The 17,463-nt window shown below is 36.9% G+C and carries 19 protein-coding genes; 2 read left to right on the top strand and 17 right to left on the bottom strand.

Features of this window, described 5'->3' with window-relative positions; genetic code table 11:
- Positions 1–33: 33 nt before the first annotated feature.
- The 5 genes from IPP61_04470 to pckA form a co-directional block, all read right to left on the bottom strand.
- The gene (locus tag IPP61_04470; GenBank protein MBL0324426.1) at positions 34–1,188 is read right to left on the bottom strand and encodes a DUF1624 domain-containing protein; all 1,155 of its coding nucleotides are present in this window, start codon (positions 1,186–1,188) and stop codon (positions 34–36) included.
- A 23-nt stretch (positions 1,189–1,211) separates the two neighbouring features.
- The gene (locus tag IPP61_04465; GenBank protein MBL0324425.1) at positions 1,212–2,615 is read right to left on the bottom strand and encodes a leucyl aminopeptidase; all 1,404 of its coding nucleotides are present in this window, start codon (positions 2,613–2,615) and stop codon (positions 1,212–1,214) included.
- Positions 2,616–2,704: 89 nt separating this feature from the next.
- Positions 2,705–3,175 (bottom strand): hypothetical protein, encoded by a 471-nt coding sequence (locus IPP61_04460; GenBank protein MBL0324424.1) that lies wholly within the window; start codon positions 3,173–3,175, stop codon positions 2,705–2,707.
- The gene (locus IPP61_04455; GenBank protein MBL0324423.1) at positions 3,172–3,378 is read right to left on the bottom strand and encodes a hypothetical protein; all 207 of its coding nucleotides are present in this window, start codon (positions 3,376–3,378) and stop codon (positions 3,172–3,174) included. Before IPP61_04455 ends, IPP61_04460 begins: the two co-directional genes overlap by 4 nt.
- 125 nt (positions 3,379–3,503) lie before the next feature.
- Positions 3,504–5,090, bottom strand: coding sequence for a phosphoenolpyruvate carboxykinase (ATP) (gene pckA / locus IPP61_04450; GenBank protein MBL0324422.1), 1,587 nt, complete (start codon positions 5,088–5,090; stop codon positions 3,504–3,506).
- Positions 5,091–5,390: 300 nt separating this feature from the next.
- On the opposite strand from pckA, the gene IPP61_04445 reads away from it, so the two are divergent.
- On the top strand, positions 5,391–6,875 hold the full coding sequence (locus IPP61_04445) for a GH3 auxin-responsive promoter family protein (GenBank protein MBL0324421.1): 1,485 nt from the start codon (positions 5,391–5,393) through the stop codon (positions 6,873–6,875).
- Between the two features lie 281 nt (positions 6,876–7,156).
- On the opposite strand, the gene IPP61_04440 is transcribed toward IPP61_04445, so the two are convergent.
- The 9 genes from IPP61_04440 to IPP61_04400 form a co-directional block, all read right to left on the bottom strand.
- Entirely contained in the window at positions 7,157–7,420 is a 264-nt protein-coding gene (locus IPP61_04440; GenBank protein MBL0324420.1) for a hypothetical protein, read from the bottom strand.
- Positions 7,421–7,452: 32 nt separating this feature from the next.
- Positions 7,453–7,698 (bottom strand): hypothetical protein, encoded by a 246-nt coding sequence (locus IPP61_04435; protein MBL0324419.1) that lies wholly within the window; start codon positions 7,696–7,698, stop codon positions 7,453–7,455.
- A 53-nt stretch (positions 7,699–7,751) separates the two neighbouring features.
- Positions 7,752–8,945 (bottom strand): ATP-binding protein, encoded by a 1,194-nt coding sequence (locus tag IPP61_04430; GenBank protein ID MBL0324418.1) that lies wholly within the window; start codon positions 8,943–8,945, stop codon positions 7,752–7,754.
- A gap of 170 nt (positions 8,946–9,115) precedes the next feature.
- On the bottom strand, positions 9,116–9,859 hold the full coding sequence (locus tag IPP61_04425) for an NYN domain-containing protein (GenBank protein MBL0324417.1): 744 nt from the start codon (positions 9,857–9,859) through the stop codon (positions 9,116–9,118).
- A gap of 208 nt (positions 9,860–10,067) precedes the next feature.
- Positions 10,068–11,045: an alcohol dehydrogenase catalytic domain-containing protein gene (locus tag IPP61_04420; GenBank protein MBL0324416.1), complete on the bottom strand. Its 978-nt coding sequence runs from the start codon at positions 11,043–11,045 to the stop codon at positions 10,068–10,070.
- 70 nt (positions 11,046–11,115) lie between these two features.
- Positions 11,116–11,820, bottom strand: a complete 705-nt coding sequence (locus tag IPP61_04415) for a hypothetical protein (protein MBL0324415.1) — start codon at positions 11,818–11,820, stop codon at positions 11,116–11,118.
- A 163-nt stretch (positions 11,821–11,983) separates the two neighbouring features.
- Positions 11,984–12,739: an anti-sigma factor gene (locus tag IPP61_04410; protein ID MBL0324414.1), complete on the bottom strand. Its 756-nt coding sequence runs from the start codon at positions 12,737–12,739 to the stop codon at positions 11,984–11,986.
- Positions 12,736–13,170, bottom strand: a complete 435-nt coding sequence (locus IPP61_04405; protein MBL0324413.1) for an RNA polymerase sigma factor — start codon at positions 13,168–13,170, stop codon at positions 12,736–12,738. Before IPP61_04405 ends, IPP61_04410 begins: the two co-directional genes overlap by 4 nt.
- A gap of 234 nt (positions 13,171–13,404) precedes the next feature.
- Positions 13,405–13,965, bottom strand: coding sequence for a fasciclin domain-containing protein (locus IPP61_04400; GenBank protein MBL0324412.1), 561 nt, complete (start codon positions 13,963–13,965; stop codon positions 13,405–13,407).
- A 170-nt stretch (positions 13,966–14,135) separates the two neighbouring features.
- On the opposite strand from IPP61_04400, the gene IPP61_04395 reads away from it, so the two are divergent.
- On the top strand, positions 14,136–14,753 hold the full coding sequence (locus IPP61_04395) for a hypothetical protein (protein ID MBL0324411.1): 618 nt from the start codon (positions 14,136–14,138) through the stop codon (positions 14,751–14,753).
- On the opposite strand, the gene purU is transcribed toward IPP61_04395, so the two are convergent.
- From purU to der, 3 genes are all read right to left on the bottom strand, one after another.
- A complete protein-coding gene (purU, locus tag IPP61_04390) occupies positions 14,750–15,589 on the bottom strand; it encodes a formyltetrahydrofolate deformylase (protein ID MBL0324410.1) in 840 nt (279 codons plus the stop codon). The genes IPP61_04395 and purU overlap by 4 nt on opposite strands.
- Before the next feature lie 68 nt (positions 15,590–15,657).
- Positions 15,658–15,999: a four helix bundle protein gene (locus IPP61_04385; protein MBL0324409.1), complete on the bottom strand. Its 342-nt coding sequence runs from the start codon at positions 15,997–15,999 to the stop codon at positions 15,658–15,660.
- 96 nt (positions 16,000–16,095) lie between these two features.
- The gene (gene der / locus IPP61_04380) at positions 16,096–17,409 is read right to left on the bottom strand and encodes a ribosome biogenesis GTPase Der (protein ID MBL0324408.1); all 1,314 of its coding nucleotides are present in this window, start codon (positions 17,407–17,409) and stop codon (positions 16,096–16,098) included.
- Positions 17,410–17,463 lie beyond the last annotated feature (54 nt).

Below are 17,463 nucleotides of genomic sequence, written 5' to 3'. Positions count from 1 at the left end.
AATAAATGTAAATTATTGAAAACCAACAAAATATTAAATGTATTTTAGCCAAAAATACTTGTGTTTAGCCTTATATCCGGCATACCATTTTGATGGGAAATACATCAGAAAAATAACCAATAGCCAAACTATATAAACCCATCCAAGTGTAAGACCACTTTCTGTATTTTGTGGGCGGCCGAAAGTACCGCTGGCAAATGAAAATTGGTCCCAGTGAAAGCCCTGGGCAAACAAAACAACCAAAGTGATGAGGTGAATCAGATAAAAATGGACAATGAAATAGAAAAGTGGTACTTTACCGAATATGATCAGGATTTTTTTGACTTTTTCATTGATTTTAGGTGTAATTGTAATCAATAAAAACATAATACCAAGAGTAATCAGACTAAAGAGTAAGGAAGGTGGATATTTGGTTAAATTGAAAAATGATAATAGGGTGAAAACAAAACTTTTCTGGGTTGACCAGGGAACCGGATCACCATAAATATTTATAAATCTCAACAGGAAAAATAGACTTATTGAAACAAGAGCTAGTTTTAGAAAAGGTTTGTTGGAGGATTCCAGGAAAAATTTTCCGGAGGCAAATCCTACCAATAATATCCCTAACCATGGAACAGGAGGATAGCCCATGATAAAAGTAATGCCACTAAAAAGCGGGAAAGCTGTAGGTGCAAACAAAGGTGTAAAAATAGTTTTTAAAACCGAGCTTTCGGCAAATGGTATAAGGGGTGTAAGGTTATGAAAAACTAAAATAATAAGGCCGATTATACCTATCGTTTTGGGGTTTAAAGAAATTAATATTCCCAAAATAATCATTCCAAAGCCAATGGTGGCTATTACCTGAAATACCAGCGAATGAAATCCGGCATCAAAAAATAATCCGAAGTTGATGATGGTGAATTCCAAAAGAATCAAAATCAGGCCTCTTTTTATAAGGTATGATCTGGTTACCGCAACACTTTTGGTTTTTGAAAAATATAAAAATGCAGATGTGCCGGCCAGAAAAACAAATGTAGGGGCACATAAATGCGTAATCCACCGGGTAAAAAACAAAATCGGGGTAGTATAGTTGAGATTTGTAGGATTTTGAGTGAGTGCATCTACATGCAAAATATCTCGCACATGATCCAGTGCCATTATGACCATAACAATCCCTCTGACAATGTCTATTTTCTCAATTCTGTTCATAAGGCTTAGGGTAAAAGCCAAATTTAGGAATTATTTTCCAGCCAATCAATCAATAAGTTAACCCCATAGCCGGTAGCCGATTTCATACTTCCAAACTCAGAATCACCAAAAGCCACACCGGCAATATCAAGATGTGCCCAAGCCGGATGATTTTCAACAAATTCTTCGAGAAATTTCGCTGCGGTAATGGCTCCGGCAATAGGTGCTGTGCTCAGGTTTTTGATATCGGCGATATCGGACTTCATCATGTCTTTGTAGTCGTCCCATAGGGGCATCCGCCATACTTTTTCACCAGTTTTGGTTCCTGATGAGCTTAGGGAATCTGCGAGTGCATCATTGTGCGTGAGCATGGCTGCAGCTGCATAACCCAATGCCTGTATGCAGTTTCCGGTTAGCGTAGCCAAGTCGATCAGATAGTCGGTAGGGTGATTTTTAACTACATAAGCAAGTGCGTCTGCCAGGATAAGGCGTCCTTCTGCATCTGTATTGATTACTTCTATAGTTTTACCCAAATAAGAGCCGATCACATCGCCGGGTTTTACAGCCAGAGAGTCGATGCAGTTTTCAGTAAGTGGAATGGCCCCGATAAGATTTATTTTTAGTTTTAATCGTGCGGCAGCTTCAAATGTACCCGCAACTGCAGCCGCACCTCCCATGTCAGACTTCATGTAGTTCATGTTGTCACCGGGTTTAAGGGATACACCACCAGTATCAAAAGTGACACCTTTTCCTACCAATCCAACGGTCTTTGTGGCTTCAGGATGAGTGTATTTCAGAATCACCATTTGCCGAGGATTTTCCACACTTCCCCTTCCCACGGCTAGTAAAGCTTTCATGCCGAGTGCTTCGCATTTTTCAGTATCAAAAATTTGGGTTTCAAATCCATGTTTTTGCCCTGATTCCAAAATCCATTCCGCCATTACGGTTGGTGTTTTAAAATTGGCTGGGGTATCGACCCATTTCATAATCTGTGACTGAGTAGCTGCTATTTTTTTTCCTTTTTCAAAAGTTTCAATATCAATATTATCATTTAAAGAAATATTGTAATTTCCTGAAAACCAGCTTTCTGTTTTTGATTTGTCCGATTTCAGATGCCCTATTTCATATTCTGCCAATGCAATGCCCTGGGCCACTGCCGATGAAATTTCTGAGCTTACTTTTTCAGAGAACAGAATCGAAATATCACCTTTTAATTTCGATTTGTTATGATAGAAAAAACTCCTGAAAGTGCTTTTTACTGCCTTGAAATCATCTTTTTTACCTAAGCCTAAAACGATAATTTTTTGATTGTCAGTAGAAAAATAGGTTACGGTCTCTTTGGCTTTTCCTGAAAAGTTTTCAAGATATGCTGGAGGAATATTCGCCAGCAGGTTTTCCAATTTGAAATCTTCGAAAAGGGGGAGAAGGATATTTTGAGAATATGCCATTTACGATAAATTAATAAAATATAATAAGAAGTAATTCGCTTGAAAATTTCAACTTAAAAACAAATTTTGGTATTTATAAAAAACTAGAATTACCTTTTGTTTTTTCTCGGAAGGTTAATTTGGTTAGTAATATAAACTTCAAATAGCTCGTCTGTATTTATTACTTTTGAATAACCTTTTCTTCTTAGTCCAGTGATTAGTTTTTTGTCTCCTGTCCATAAAATTCCTGAGAGATGATTCGTTAAGGCAACAAATAACATATCATCCGGGTCAATTTCATTAACAAGATGTTTAGCTTTCTGTAAATCACTGTCATTCAGTAGGATATCTTCGGCAAAAGTAATTCTTTTAGTGATTAATTGAAATGTTTCATTAAATTGTTCGTCAGAAAAGCCAGTAATGGATATGATTTTATCGACATGATTTAAAATTTCTTCTTTTAGTAGTCCAATAGTGAAAAATTTGAAATACTTCGAACCATTGATTATTAATTGTCCAATCTTACTTTTGGTATTTAGGATAGCACTAAAAACTATATTTGAGTCAACTATAATTTTCATTTTATTTGTTGACGCAAAGAAATTTTTGACATCATAGACTTATTTGCAATCTTAGATAATTCATCAACATCTTTTTGGTTGGCATTGGTATTTGCCGTGAGTTCTTTATACTTCAAAAAGTCCAACATATTTTGCAAATCAACCAAATCTACTTTTGGTGATAGTCTGACTATAATTTCATTTTTTGTCCTCTCGATGGTCATAAAATTCTTTTTTTGAAATATACAATTTTTTTGAAATGGCTTTTGATTTTTCATTTCGAAAAAATTCATAGCAAAAAAATGGGTACCCGCAAAGATACCCATTCAAACGATTATTAACCTAAAATTTACACTTTTGGTCCTGCATTAATTATGGCTGCCGAGCTACCTTCTTCATATTTTTTGAAGTTTGCGATAAACAAGCCTGCCAGTTTTTGGGCTGTGGCATCATAAGATGCTTTGTCAGCCCAGGCGTTGCGAGGAATCAGGATTTCAGCCGGTACTTCAGCACATTCTGTTGGAACGTCGAAACCAAATAACGGGTCTTTAGTATAAGTTGCTTTTTCTAGACTACCGTTGTGGATTGCATCGATAATTGCTCTTGTATATTTAAGCTTGATACGACTACCTACACCGTATCCACCACCAATCCAGCCGGTATTAACCAACCACACTTTTGTGCCATGTTTTTTGATTTTTTCAGCCAAAAGTTCGGCATATTTGCTTGGGTGCCATACCATAAAGGCGGCTCCAAAACAAGCTGAGAATGTAGCCTGAGGCTCGGTAACTCCCACTTCGGTACCGGCAACTTTGGCAGTGTAACCACTGATAAAGTGATACATGGCTTGCTCTGGGCTCAGTTTTGATACCGGAGGCAATACACCGTAAGCATCAGCAGTAAGGAATATGATGTTTTCAGGGTGACCACCTACACAAGGAATAGCTGCATTTGGAATATACTCAATCGGATAAGCAGCACGAGTGTTTTCGGTGATACTGTCGTTGGTATAATCAACTTCCTGAGTAACCGGATCCAAAACTACGTTTTCTAACACTGTACCAAACTTGATAGCTGAAAAGATTTCGGGTTCTTTTTCTGCAGAAAGATCGATAGCTTTTGCATAACATCCACCTTCGATGTTAAACACACCGTCGTCGCTCCAGCAATGTTCGTCATCACCGATTAGCTTACGGCTTGGGTCAGCTGAAAGAGTAGTTTTACCAGTACCGCTCAATCCAAAGAACAATGATACATCACCCTCTTCACTTGCATTAGCTGAGCAGTGCATACTCATGATACCTTGTTTAGGCATGATGTAGTTCATCACAGTAAACACACCTTTTTTCATTTCACCTGCGTATTCAGTACCTAAAATCACGAATTCTTTACGCTCAAAACAAAGGTCAACGCTTGTACGTCCACCCATGTAAGAAGTAAAAGCATTTGCTGGGAATTCACCGGCATTGTAGATAACGTAATCAGGCTCTCCAAAAGTAGCTAGTTGCTCCTGAGTAGGTCTGATAAGCATGTTGTGCATAAACAATGCATGGTAAGGACGAGTACATATTACTCTTACTTTGATTTGGTATTTTGGATCCCAACCTGCATAACCATCCACTACATAAATACGAGTCCTGGTGTTTAAGTAATCAAGAGCTCTTTGTTTGTTAATATCAAAGGTATGTTCATCCATTTTGATGTTCACATTTCCCCACCAGATATCGTTAACACTTTCAGGTCTTTCGATAATCCTTTTGTCTTTAGGACTTCTACCGGTTTTAATACCTGATTTCAATGCCAAAGCACCAGTTGAGGTGATTTCGGCTTCGTGTTCGTATTTAAGAGCGAGAGCATAAAGTTTGGCCGGAGAGGCGTTACGAATCACCTCTTTTGGGTTGATTTCGTATTGACTTAGATTAAAATTATTTGACATAGTATTGCTTAATTTTTATGTAAAACTAGGTCTAAGAATTTTCATATACAATGATAACATTCATTATTTGTTAAAGTACAATAAAATATTATTAAATAGCTGATAAACAGTATAATACATTTGTATTTTATTTGAATAGTCATATTTTATGTTGGATATATTTTGTTTAAAAAAAATAGGATTTTATGACCTACTTCATAGAAAATTTCATTTAAGATTCTTACTATTATTACCTATTTATTATGGTAATAAAATCGATGGGGAAGTGTTTTGATTTGTTTTACTTAAAACTTTGTAAAAATGGGAATCAGGTCGATAGCTAGTAAGCCTCTTGCGGCATTTGAGCATTGGAAAACACGGAAATGGTTGGCAAATCCTGAAAGTGTACAGAGGAAATGGATGCTTAAGCTTGTAAAAGAAGCTTCCAGAACTGATTTTGGCCTGGATCATGAGTTTGAAAACATTAAAAACTATGAGGATTTTAAGAAATCTATCCCTGTTCGGGACTATGAGGAGCTTAAGCCGTACATTAATAAAATACTCAAAGGTGATGAAGATGTGTTGTGGCCGGGAAAACCACTTTATCTGGCAAAGACCTCCGGCTCAACTACTGGGGTAAAATATATTCCGATTACGAAGCAATCAATTCATAACTACATCAATTCGGCCAAAAATGCGATTCTGGCTTATATTCATGAGACCGGTAAATCGGAATTTTTGGATAAAAAACTAATTTTTATGTCAGGAAGTCCTGAAACGGAGAAAAAAGCCGGGATATTAACCGGAAGTCTTTCAGGTATTTTCATTCATCATGTCCCTGGTTATCTTCGAACCAACCTGTTGCCAAGTTACAAAACCAATTGTATCGAAAACTGGGAAACCAAGCTTGATAAAATAACTGACGAGACTATCGACCAGTCTGTATCATTGATTTCGGGTTTCCCATCATGGGTACAGATGTATTTTGACCGCATAACAGAGAGAACGGGTAAAAATATTAAAGACATATTTCCTGATTTGGAGCTGCTTATTTACGGAGGAGTAAATTTTGAGCTCAATAAATCCAGGCTTTTTGAAACCATTGGAAAAAAAATCGATTCCATTGAGTTGTACACAACATCAGAAGGTTTTATTGCTTATCAGGATTCTCAAAAAGAGGAGGGAATGTTGCTACTGCTTGATACAGGTTTATTTTTTGAATTTATTCCTGCCGATGAATATTTCAATGAAAATCCAAACCGAATTGACATCAGTAGGGTAGAGTTAAATAAAAATTATGCACTCATTATTAACTCCAATGCAGGGTTATGGGGGTACTCTAATGGAGACACTGTGAAATTTGTTTCGCTTCATCCACATAGAATAGTAGTTAGTGGTCAAATCCAACATTTTATTTCGATTTTTGGTGAGCATGTGATAGCTGAGGAGATACAAAAAGCCATGAAATACGCTCTGAATAAGCACCCAGGAACGGAAGTTGTAGAATTTACTGTAGCCCCTCAGGTTAGCCCCTCCGAAGGACTTCCTTTCCATGAATGGCTGATTGAATTTACAAGGCCACCCCATAATCTGCCGGGTTTTGCAGCTGATTTGAATAAAAAAATGACCGATTTGAATGTTTATTATAAAGATTTGATTGAAGGAGGCGTACTCAGGCCATTAATTATTACAGTAGTAAAACCTAAGGCTTTCAATGATTACATTAGGTCTGTCGGCAAACTGGGCGGTCAGATTAAGGTTCCACGGCTGGCCAATGACCGTAAGATTGCGGATAGGTTGAGGTGATTGGGTGTCAACAATAATTTGCCTACCTTCTTTTGTTTTTTAAATTTGTTAAAATTAATTTTTTCATGCAGTCTGTTTTTTGGTTTATTATGGAAATATTGAAATTCATTTTGACTTTTTTGCTAATATTTTCTTTGAATTCCTGCAAAAGTTTTAGAAAGAAAGATATTGATTATTTTAAACTTGACTTTGAACATAGTAGGAGAATTCCATACAATAAATTAAGTATTGAACTTTTCAAAAAATCTAATGAGGCTACTATAAAAATCCATTCAAAAAAATTATTTCAATACCTTTTCAACTATTTTAATAATATTGGTTTTTAATATTTCAATGTCCTGAGGTGTTTTTTCTGATTTATTATAAATTGGGGTAAGTATCTCAGTTATAATTTTTGTTGATTCTACATCAAAATCACTTTTTCCAGCTGGTAAAATTCCTACCAAAACTTCTCCGATAAAGGAAGAAAAACATTCTTGATTTTCAGTATTCTTAATTAATTTTCGGATACCTTCAATAATTAAATCCTTTCCACATTCAGTCATAATTATAATTTGTTTTATTGATTTTAAAATATTTAAATTGTAGCATTAACCGGGAAGTATTTTTGATACACTTCCTCAACCTCTTCATATATTTTAAATAACTCTGAGTTATTTTTGTAAAATGCCGGTTCTAATATATGATTTGGACTTCTTGAAGGGTTCGAATGTTCTACAAAAATCATGTTTAATCGTTTGAAATGATTTTTTTCTAAAATTTTATAATGTTTCTTCTCAATTTTATCCAAATCACTTTGAAAATTGTTTAAGTTTAAATTCATAATTTCGCATTTTATTTACAAATGTAAATAATAAAGAATAAATAAACAAATTTTTAATACAAAAGACCCAATATCCAAATAGGAATTGAACGGCCAACTGGTTGCTCTATATCGTCTTTGATGATCCAGGCATCAGGGGTTTCAGTGATTTGTTTTGGCTTTTTGGTTTTTCCACCTACTTCAAAGGTGTATTTTCCATCAACCAGAAAATCAGCGGTTTTGGATTGGTTTACTTCGTGGCTTTTTCTGAGCTGATTCTGTACAAAAACTTCTCTCACAGTGCCTTGATTGGGGTTTTCCTCTGATAAAGCATAGAGTAGATTGGTGTTTTCGAGAAAAATCTTCTCTGGTTTTTGCAATGCCGACACACTAAAGGGCTTGGACTGAAGCATTGAAATCAAGCGGGCCTCTTCCAAATAAAACAAATAAGAATTCAGTGAGTTTCTGTGAATTCCGGTTTTTTCGGCTAAATCACTTAAATTAGGCTTGAATGGTACTTGTTGTGAGATAATATAAAGCAGTTGTAAGATTTTTTTAGCTTGTCTTACATCAAATCCCTTGATTTCGGCCATGTCATATTCTACAATTGCCCGGGTCATTTGCCTCAGTTGAAGCCTGTAGTCTGCTTCATTGGCTTTTTTGAAAGGATAATATCCTGATTTTAAATATTCTCTGAAATATTGATAGGGTCTGAAGTCATCAGGGAAAAACACTGAATATGAAAAATCCTCAGATATTATATTTTGGATAGAAATAGTTGGAAATATAATATCATACTCTAATTCCAGAAATTCTCTAAATGAAAGCCCCTGCATTTCGTAAAATAAAGCTCTTCTACTCAAATCACCTTCCTTTTTTGTAATGTCTAGAATTGAAGAACCTGTAAAAACTATCTGCATTTCGGGGTACCGGTCATACAGATTTTTAATTTCCTGAGACCAGGTTGGGTATTTGTGCACTTCATCCAGGACCAAAAGGCGTCCTCCGATTTCAAAAAAAGTTTTTCCAAATGCCAGCAGACTGTTTTGGGTAAAATATAGTTCGTCCAGAGAAATGTAAGCTTTTTTGCTTATGGGTAAGTCTGAAGTTTTGAGATATTGAAGCAATAACGTAGTTTTTCCAATGCCTCGTGCTCCTTTGATTCCTATCAAAGGGTTTTTCCAGGAGATTTCGGAATGAAGATATCTCTTGAATTTCAGGTCTGTTCCCGAAATTTTTCTGTTTGAATTATCTAATAAATCTTCCATAATGCATAAGTGTTTATGCAAATATAGTAAATATTTTATTTATAATTATTCAATTATGATATTTATTGCACAAATGAAAATGCAATAAAATGAAAAAATGCATAAATGAATGTGCAAAATAACATTTACATTGTGGTCAATATTATAATTTGATATAAGCAATACAACCCTTATTTCTGTTTCAAATAGATATGTCTGATATTGTTGATACCCGTTACTCTTTCATCGATTTCGAATTTATTGAGGTGCTTAATCAGAGGGAGTAATTTTGGGAATCCGTAATTACGGGGATCAAAATCAGGTTTCTTTTTCAGAATAAAATTGCCAAGGTTGGCCAGAAAAGTCCAGCCGGTTTCGTCGGCAAGGTCGTTTACGCTTTCGGTGATGAGCCTTATAGTGCCTTTATCGATCTTTCTCAGTGGTTCTTCTTTAACTTCAGGTTTTTGTGTAGTTTTTTCAGGATTTGATAGCTCTTCCTCAGCTATTTTCAGGATTTCCAAATAAATAAACTTGTCACAAGCTGAAATAAACGGTTTTGGAGTTTTCTTTTCTCCGAAACCAATCACTATCATACCCGCTTCCCGGAGCCTGGTGGCCAATCTGGTAAAGTCACTGTCACTCGAAACGATGCAAAAGCCACTAACCTTGCCCGAATACAATATGTCCATGGCATCGATGATTAGGGCACTGTCGCTCGAGTTTTTGCCAGTGGTGTAGCTGTATTGTTGTATGGGGGTTATGGCGTTTTCGAGAAGTACGTTTTTCCAGCCAGAGACGGTGGGCTTGGTCCAGTCGGCATAGATACGTTTGATTGTAGGTGTGCCGTTTTTCGAAATCTCTTCCAACATTTCTTTCACGTTGGCATAAGGTACATTGTCGGCATCAATTAATACGGCTAATTTTTCGTCTGTCATTTTTTTGAATGTTTTTTGAAGAGGATATTTTCGAATAAATAAAATATAAAAATATCTGATATTCAGTTAATTAAAATGTGGGAAGCATTTGAAAATATAATATAAAGGTAAGATAAATACTTATAAAAACTTCTTTTTCAAGTAAAACAAAGAAGAGATTTTTTCGGTAAAAATGGAAAAATAATAATGAAAAAGAATTGAAAAAAAATTAAATAAACTTCAGTAATACTTTTCCGGCAGACATATTTTGGGTATAGGCATCAATGGCTTTTTGAGCATTTTCTAAATCAAAAACACCCTGAATTTGAGTTTCAAAACCACTTCTAAGCATCTTTTTTATTTTCGAAATATCCAGAAGAACATTTAGTATTGACTTGTCTTTCAGTTCTTTACTTAGCCAATAACCCTCAATGATATTTTGTTTGAAAAGCAGATTTTGAGGCTGCATTTCTGTAGGATTGAGGTCAAGCCGTCCGTAGATCACCATTTTTGAGTTATCAGGCAGGGCATTAAGGATCTTGTAGGGAATATCACCACCGCTTACTGCATCGAAGTATATTATTTTCTTATATTTTTTTGAAAATTCTTTGAGCTGGTCAAAAACATTATCTTCAGAAAGGGCAAAAATTTCCTCAAAACCGGCACTTTTAAGTTTAGTCTTACCCGAAATATTTCTGATTACGCCAATAACCGGAATTCCGGCTTTTTGAGCGTGGTAAATCACCATTTTGCCCAGTGCACTTCCTGCTGCTGAAATTACGATGGCATTGGCTCCAAAATTTTTGGCTTGTTTGATAAAAGAAATCGCTGTAAGTGGGTTTACAAAAAGCATAGAAGCTTGTTGTTGGTCAATACTATCGGGAATATCTATGCATTTTCCGGCATCGGTAAGCATGTATTCTGCCCAGGTACCATTGCCAGATCCAGCTGTGCATGCCACACGTTTATTTAAGAGCCTATTGGCCAAAAAGCCCCCACCAGAGGCCACTACTGTGCCGCTTCCTTCGAGACCCGGAACCACAGGAAAGGGCTTTTTTAATCCATAATTACCTGTAAGAAACGACAGATCGGAGGGATTAACCGGAGCGAAGGCCATTTTTACCAAAACCTGTCCTTTGGCGGGTGTTGGAGTCGGAATCTCGGCGATTTCCCAGGTATTGGGACCTGTAAGTAAAAGGGCTTTCATAGTTTTTTTATGTAAAAATAAAAAAAGCAGCCCGAAATGGCTGCTTTCTCTGAATCAAATATTTGGAAAATTATTTCACTTCGAAAAGCTTATCATCAAGGTTTTGATTGATTTTGATAGAACTTGCTTTCAATTCAAAGGCAATCATACCCATATCTTGTTTCAGTAAATGCGGAAATTTTATTCCACCACCAACATCCTTATAGTCACTATAATCAATTGTGATTGTTGTTTTACCCATTCCTGGAACTTCACCCTCAACCAATTGACGAACTTTTAAGCCGGATGCAACTTCATAAAATTCTTTACTTTCACCTGTTGCATTTTTTACAATGATAACATTACAATCGGCACCATTTATTTTCTCGACACCCGAAAAACTCATTTTTTCGGGATCTGTCAGATATTCCAATTCCCCTACGATATTAGATTGTGCTTTTAAAGAATTGGCAGCTTCGCCTTCAATTTTTTGTTCCTGACCCATAGCCGATATACTACCTTTCTGACCATCAAAAATAGTTTTGTTTACTTCCCCCATACCGTCGATATTGACTACTGAATAAAACTTGTTGGGAAGTTTTTTCATAGTTGTATTAGAAATTGACTGACCCTGGACCTCACCGGAGAATTCCATTGTGATGTCTTTGATTCCTTTCAATGCTTCCTGTCCACCAATTTTATTCAGATAATTTTCAACTATTTCTTTGGGAGTAGGCTGTTGTGCATAAGTGGAAAGGCCCACCAGAAGTAAAACAGGTAAAATTAATTTTTTCATTTTTGAAATTTTTAAAGTTTATGATACAAAACAACGATAAAAAACTTCAACTTTCAATAAATATTGTTGAATGGATATTTTGAACTTTCAAATGGTTGATTTTAAATAAGAAAAGACACCGACCTCATCAGAAGCCGGTGCCGGGAAGGCTTCACGCTTACCTCTAAACATTCCCTATCACATACATTTCCTCCAATGTAGGCGTAGGACTTCCCCCTTGCTTTTCGAGGGTCATTGCAAAAGCTGCAGGTTTCCCTTTAATGTTTTTCATGGCCAAAACCTTACTTTCGTGCTGATTATCAATTATTCCCATATCCACCGGAACGCCATCGACAATTCCCCAAAGTTGATATTGCATTCCAGTGGGTGCCTTTGGTAATGACTCTACCATTATACTTGCAGAGGCATTTTTTTCATCATAAAATACCATGGCCAGGCTTTCTGGTGATTTCTCAACGCCTTTGAGTTTTATCATTTTGGTTTCTTTGAAAAGAGCAATCAGTTTCTGGTCTTTTGACATTTCATCCGCCATTTTCTGATTTTCATCCTTAACGATAGCCATTTGTTGTTTCATGGTGTTGTTTTGGTAAAACAAGCCCAATGCAAGCACTCCCAGTATTACGGCTGCGGCTATAGAAACTTTTGGCCAAAGACTGATGATTTTCGGCTCCAAAACTTCCGGAATTTCAGTTTTTTCGAAATCCATTCCTGCAAAAATCCTCTCTTTGAGATCTTGATTAACTGGCATGGCATGTGCTTTAGCATAGGCCTCCATCGTTAGTTCAAGCCGGGTAAGTTCTTCTTTTACCTCCGGATAGATTTTGGAAAGACACGCTACTTCTCTACGCTCCTGGTCGGTAGTTTCGCCCAAAACGTAAGCCTCGAGTATGCCTGACGCTATATATTCTTTCGTATTCATATTCTAAAATAAGCTTTTAGGTCCTGTAATGCTGTTCTGATACGTGACTTGGCCGTTCCGAGCGGAATCTGTAAAATCTCCGCGGCTTCCTCCTGTGTATATCCCTGAAAATAAACCATATCAATCAGTACTTTACGGTCGCTTTTCAGGTTTTCAGTGATGGCTTTTACATCAAAATTATAGTTGACACTATCAGCCACAAATGTAGTGTCAATCGTATTGATTTTTGTGTCGATGTCTTCCAGAAACACATTTTTGTCTTTTCGGTAGGCATCAATAGCGGTATTACGGGCGATGTTGACCATCCAGGTAAACAGGCGACCTTTTGAAGGGTCATAGTCATTGATTTTTTTCCAGATTTTGAGAAATACATCCTGAAGCAGATCTTCTGATTTTTCGCTGTCTTTCACGATTCTGGTGATAATTCCCATCAGTGCTCCGGCATAATTATCATATAAATAATCGTATGCTTGCCGCTGATTGGCTTTCAATGACTGTACTAATTCTTCTTCGGAGAGTTTTTTTAGTGCTGTCAAAATATTAATGTTTAGAGGTGATTTTTTGATTCCATCAATCGAATTAAAATTATGTAAATCTAATCCGAATTTTGAGAAAATCCGGTAGTTTGGAGGAATACCGGATTTTCTAATTTTATATTAATCCTATTATTTTGGCATCAAGACGGTGTCAATAGCATGTATCACGCCGTTGGATTGGTACACATTGTAAGTCGAAATGTTGGCCATCATGCCATTTTCGTCCTGTAAAATCACATTCATGTCGCCATTCATTTTAGCCGTAAGCGTGTTGCCTGCAAGCGTTTTGAGTTTGGCTTCACCTTTACCTTTTTCGATTTGTTTCATCAGCTCTTTTGCATCCAATTTACCTGCCACCACATGATAGGTTAAAACTTTGGTGAGCGTTGCTTTGTTTTCAGGTTTTAAAACCATTTCTACAGTGCCTTTAGGGAGTTTGTCGAATGCAGTGTTCACGGGAGCAAATACCGTGAAAGGACCAGGGCCCATGAGGGCATCAACCAATCCCGCAGCTTTCACAGCTGCTACCAACGTGGTGTGATCTTTGGAGTTCACCGCGTTTTCGACAATGTTTTTGGTAGGGTACATGGCTTCTCCGCCTACCCATACTGTTCCTTTTTGAGCAAAACCGTTGAGGCTTGAAATTGCTAATAATGCTACGATTCCGAGAGTTTTGAATTGCTTTTTCATAATTTTTACAAAAATTTATTTTTAATTTCTCTCAAATACGCAGCTACTGGCAATTTGGATTTTTTTGCAAAAGAAAAAATTAAAAAATACATGGAGGGATATTTTTGAAAGCAAAAATTGAATAAATGAGTTAATTTAGCGTTTTGTGTATTAAAAATATCGAACCTATAATGTCCAGAATACTTCTGTTGTTTTTGTTTTTAAGTTTAAGATTGTCTGCCCAGGTTATTCCTCCGGCTGAGCCCATTGAGGAGCCTGAAGAAGATGAAAAGGAACCACAGGTGTTATTTGAAAAACCAAAACCAGCCTGGAGACAAAATCTGCATTATGGCGGGAATATCTGGCTGGGCTTTTGGGGAGCTTTTTATATTGATGCCTCTCCCATGGCCGGATACGATGTGACAGGAAAAGGTACTGTTGTTGGCCTTGGAGCATCTTTTATTTATCAGGGAGCTTATAAGCAAAGTGGAAATCTGGCTTATGGAGGCCGTTTGTTTGCAAGACAGGCGGTTTGGCGTAATTTCTTTGCTCAGGGGGAATTTGAAATGATGAATGCTCCCAACAATGTTAATTATTTTTACAATTGGAAAGATGATGGTACTGAAAGAAAGTGGGGAGGTTCGCCGTTATTAGGTATTGGAATGTATCAAAATCGCACCCGAAGCCAGAACGGAAGTTTTATTTCAATTATGTACAATTTGGGTTCTCCTTCATTTGGATTTGTGAGTCCGCAATCATTAGGGGGAAATGGGTCCCCTTTTGTGATAAGAATCGGATATTTCTTTTAGAGAATTACGGTTCGGTTTCCGAAAATAAAAACTCTGTCATCCAGGACTAGTTTCAAAGCTTTTATTAATACCATTTTTTCCACGTCACGACCATCCCGGGCCATATCCTGGGCCGAATACCGGTGATCTACTTCTTTGGTATCTTGGGCAATGATTGGTCCTTCATCTAGATTATCATTCACGAAGTGTGCAGTAGCACCAATGATTTTTACACCTCTTTCATAAGCTTGCTTGTAAGGGTTAGCTCCTATAAATGCAGGCAAAAAGGAGTGATGGATATTGATGATCCTATTGGAATAATTAGATACAAAACCAGGAGAAAGGATTCTCATATATTTTGCCAAAACTAAAAATTCCGGTTTGTAGATATCCAATGTTTTCAAAACTGCTTCCTCGTGCTCTTCCCGGGATTTATCTTCAGCCGAGATGTAATGGAAAGGAATGCCAAATTTTCCCACAAATGGCTGAAGTGAATTGTAGTTACTCACAACCGCCAGTACATTGGCATTTAACTCTTCAAAGGCGTATCTTATCAGAATTTCAGAAAGACAATGATGCTCTTTTGTGCATAAAAGCACGATATCTTTCTTTTTTTGTTGGTGAAGTTTAAATTTTATCTCTTCATTCGGGATAACTTTCCTCAAATCCAGCAAAACCTTTTCCGGCTCATACCCATTAGTACTTTCAAACTCGGTCCGCATATAAAACCAGCCATTAGGGCTCACATATTCGTCTTGTTTGAAAATATTGCATTCGTTTTTGTACAAAACGCTGGTTACATGAAATATAAGTCCCTTTGCATCAGGACCTTCCATCAATAGGATATGTTTTGACATGGTTCGATTTGCGATTTACGATTGAATCGATTTGCGATTACGAATTTATAAATTTTTATTTTTTGCTCTCAAAGTTTTAAAGACGAAATAATCATAGATAAAATTTCGTCGGCTTCTTTTTTGAGGAAATTTAATGGCTCATTATTAGTGATATGTGAAGATTCTTCTATTAACTCTAACCAGTAAAGGGTCTCATCAGTTTCTTCTTCTACAATCTTCAATTTATTAATCATATCGGCCTGAGATTTTGCTCTGCAAACCGCCCTATAATTTGCACCTACAGAAGACGACGACCTAATTAGATGTCTTCCATAAATATCTAAGCTTTTTCTACTTGGCAATCCATCCACAAATTCACCGCAAATCAATGCCAGATTTTTTGTTCTTTTTTTGAAAAGTTCCTCTGTCATTAGATAATTTAATTTTGTGGCGTAGTTTAAATAATCAAACAAAAATTCTCATTCGAAAAAATCATCAATCGTCAATCGAATCAATCGTCAATCGTTTCATTTTTTCCTAAAGAAAGTCGTAATCACAACTCCCTCAAAGCCAAAGTGTTCTCTGATCTGATTTTGCAAAAATCTTTGGTAAGACTCTTTTACATATTGTGGCAAATTGCAGAAGAAAACAAATGTTGGTGAAGGCGTAGGGATCTGAACTATATATTTGATTTTCACCATTTTGCCTTTGATTGATGGAGGTGGAGTACGTTCGATAATCGGTAATAGAATATCATTAATTTTGGAAGTTGGATACACCGTTTTGCGGATTTCATATACTTCCATAGCTTTTTCAATGACCTGGAAAATACGGGTCTTTTCCAAAGCAGATGCAAATATTACCGGCATATAGTTCATTGGAGCTAAACGTTCCAAAAACTCTTTTTTCAAGGTATCGGCAGTTTTGGAGTCTTTTTCCAGAGCATCCCATTTGTTTACCATCAGCACAATACCTTTTTTGGCATTATGAGCCTGAGCTATGATACTTATATCCTGTGACTCAAGGCCAAGTGTGGCATCAAGCAGAACTATACAAACATCGGAATTGTCCAGTGCCTTTATTGACCTCAAGACCGAATAAAACTCGATGTCTTCATTTACTTTGGCTTTTTTTCTTATGCCGGCGGTGTCGGTTATCACAAAATCTTTTCCGTAGAGTGTATAGCGGGTGTCAATGGAATCACGGGTGGTACCGGCTATGTCAGTCACAATGGAGCGTTCTTTGCCAAGCAGGGCATTAAGATAGGATGACTTTCCGACATTTGGTCTTCCCAAAATCGAGATTCTCGGTACGCCTTCATTAGGATTTTCGGGCCTGTCATCTTCCAGATATTTTGACATGGCGTCGAGCAGGTCCCCAGTGCCGGAGCCATCAGCTGCCGAAATAGGATAAATCTCAGAGTCGAGTCCCATACTGTAAAATTCAGAAGCTACCAATTGGGCTCTTTCGAAAGTTTCGGCTTTATTGGCTACAATGAAAACTGGTTTTTTGGACCTTCTGAGTACGTTGGCAAACTCTTCATCGAGTTCGGTAAGACCGGCTTTTGTATCCACTACAAACAATATGATGGTAGATTCTTCAAGGGCGAGTTCTACCTGACGACGTATGGCTTCTTCGAAAGTGTCGTCAGACCCGACCACATATCCACCTGTGTCTATTACAGTAAAATTCTTTTTTAACCAAAAGGCATTTCCATAATGGCGGTCGCGGGTTACGCCTGATTGGTTATCGGTTATAGCCACTCTTTCCTCTATTAATCGGTTAAAGAGGGTTGATTTGCCTACGTTGGGTCTTCCTACTATGGCTACTATATTTGACATTTTTGATGCAGTTTTTTCTTTAAATTATTCTATATCAGCTTTTTCTATTTCTGA

The organism is Cytophagaceae bacterium, assembly GCA_016722655.1.
Taxonomy (GTDB): Bacteria; Bacteroidota; Bacteroidia; order Cytophagales; family Spirosomataceae; genus Leadbetterella.
Note: the sequence above shows the minus strand (reverse complement) of the source record. Positions and strands in the feature narration are given on the sequence as shown.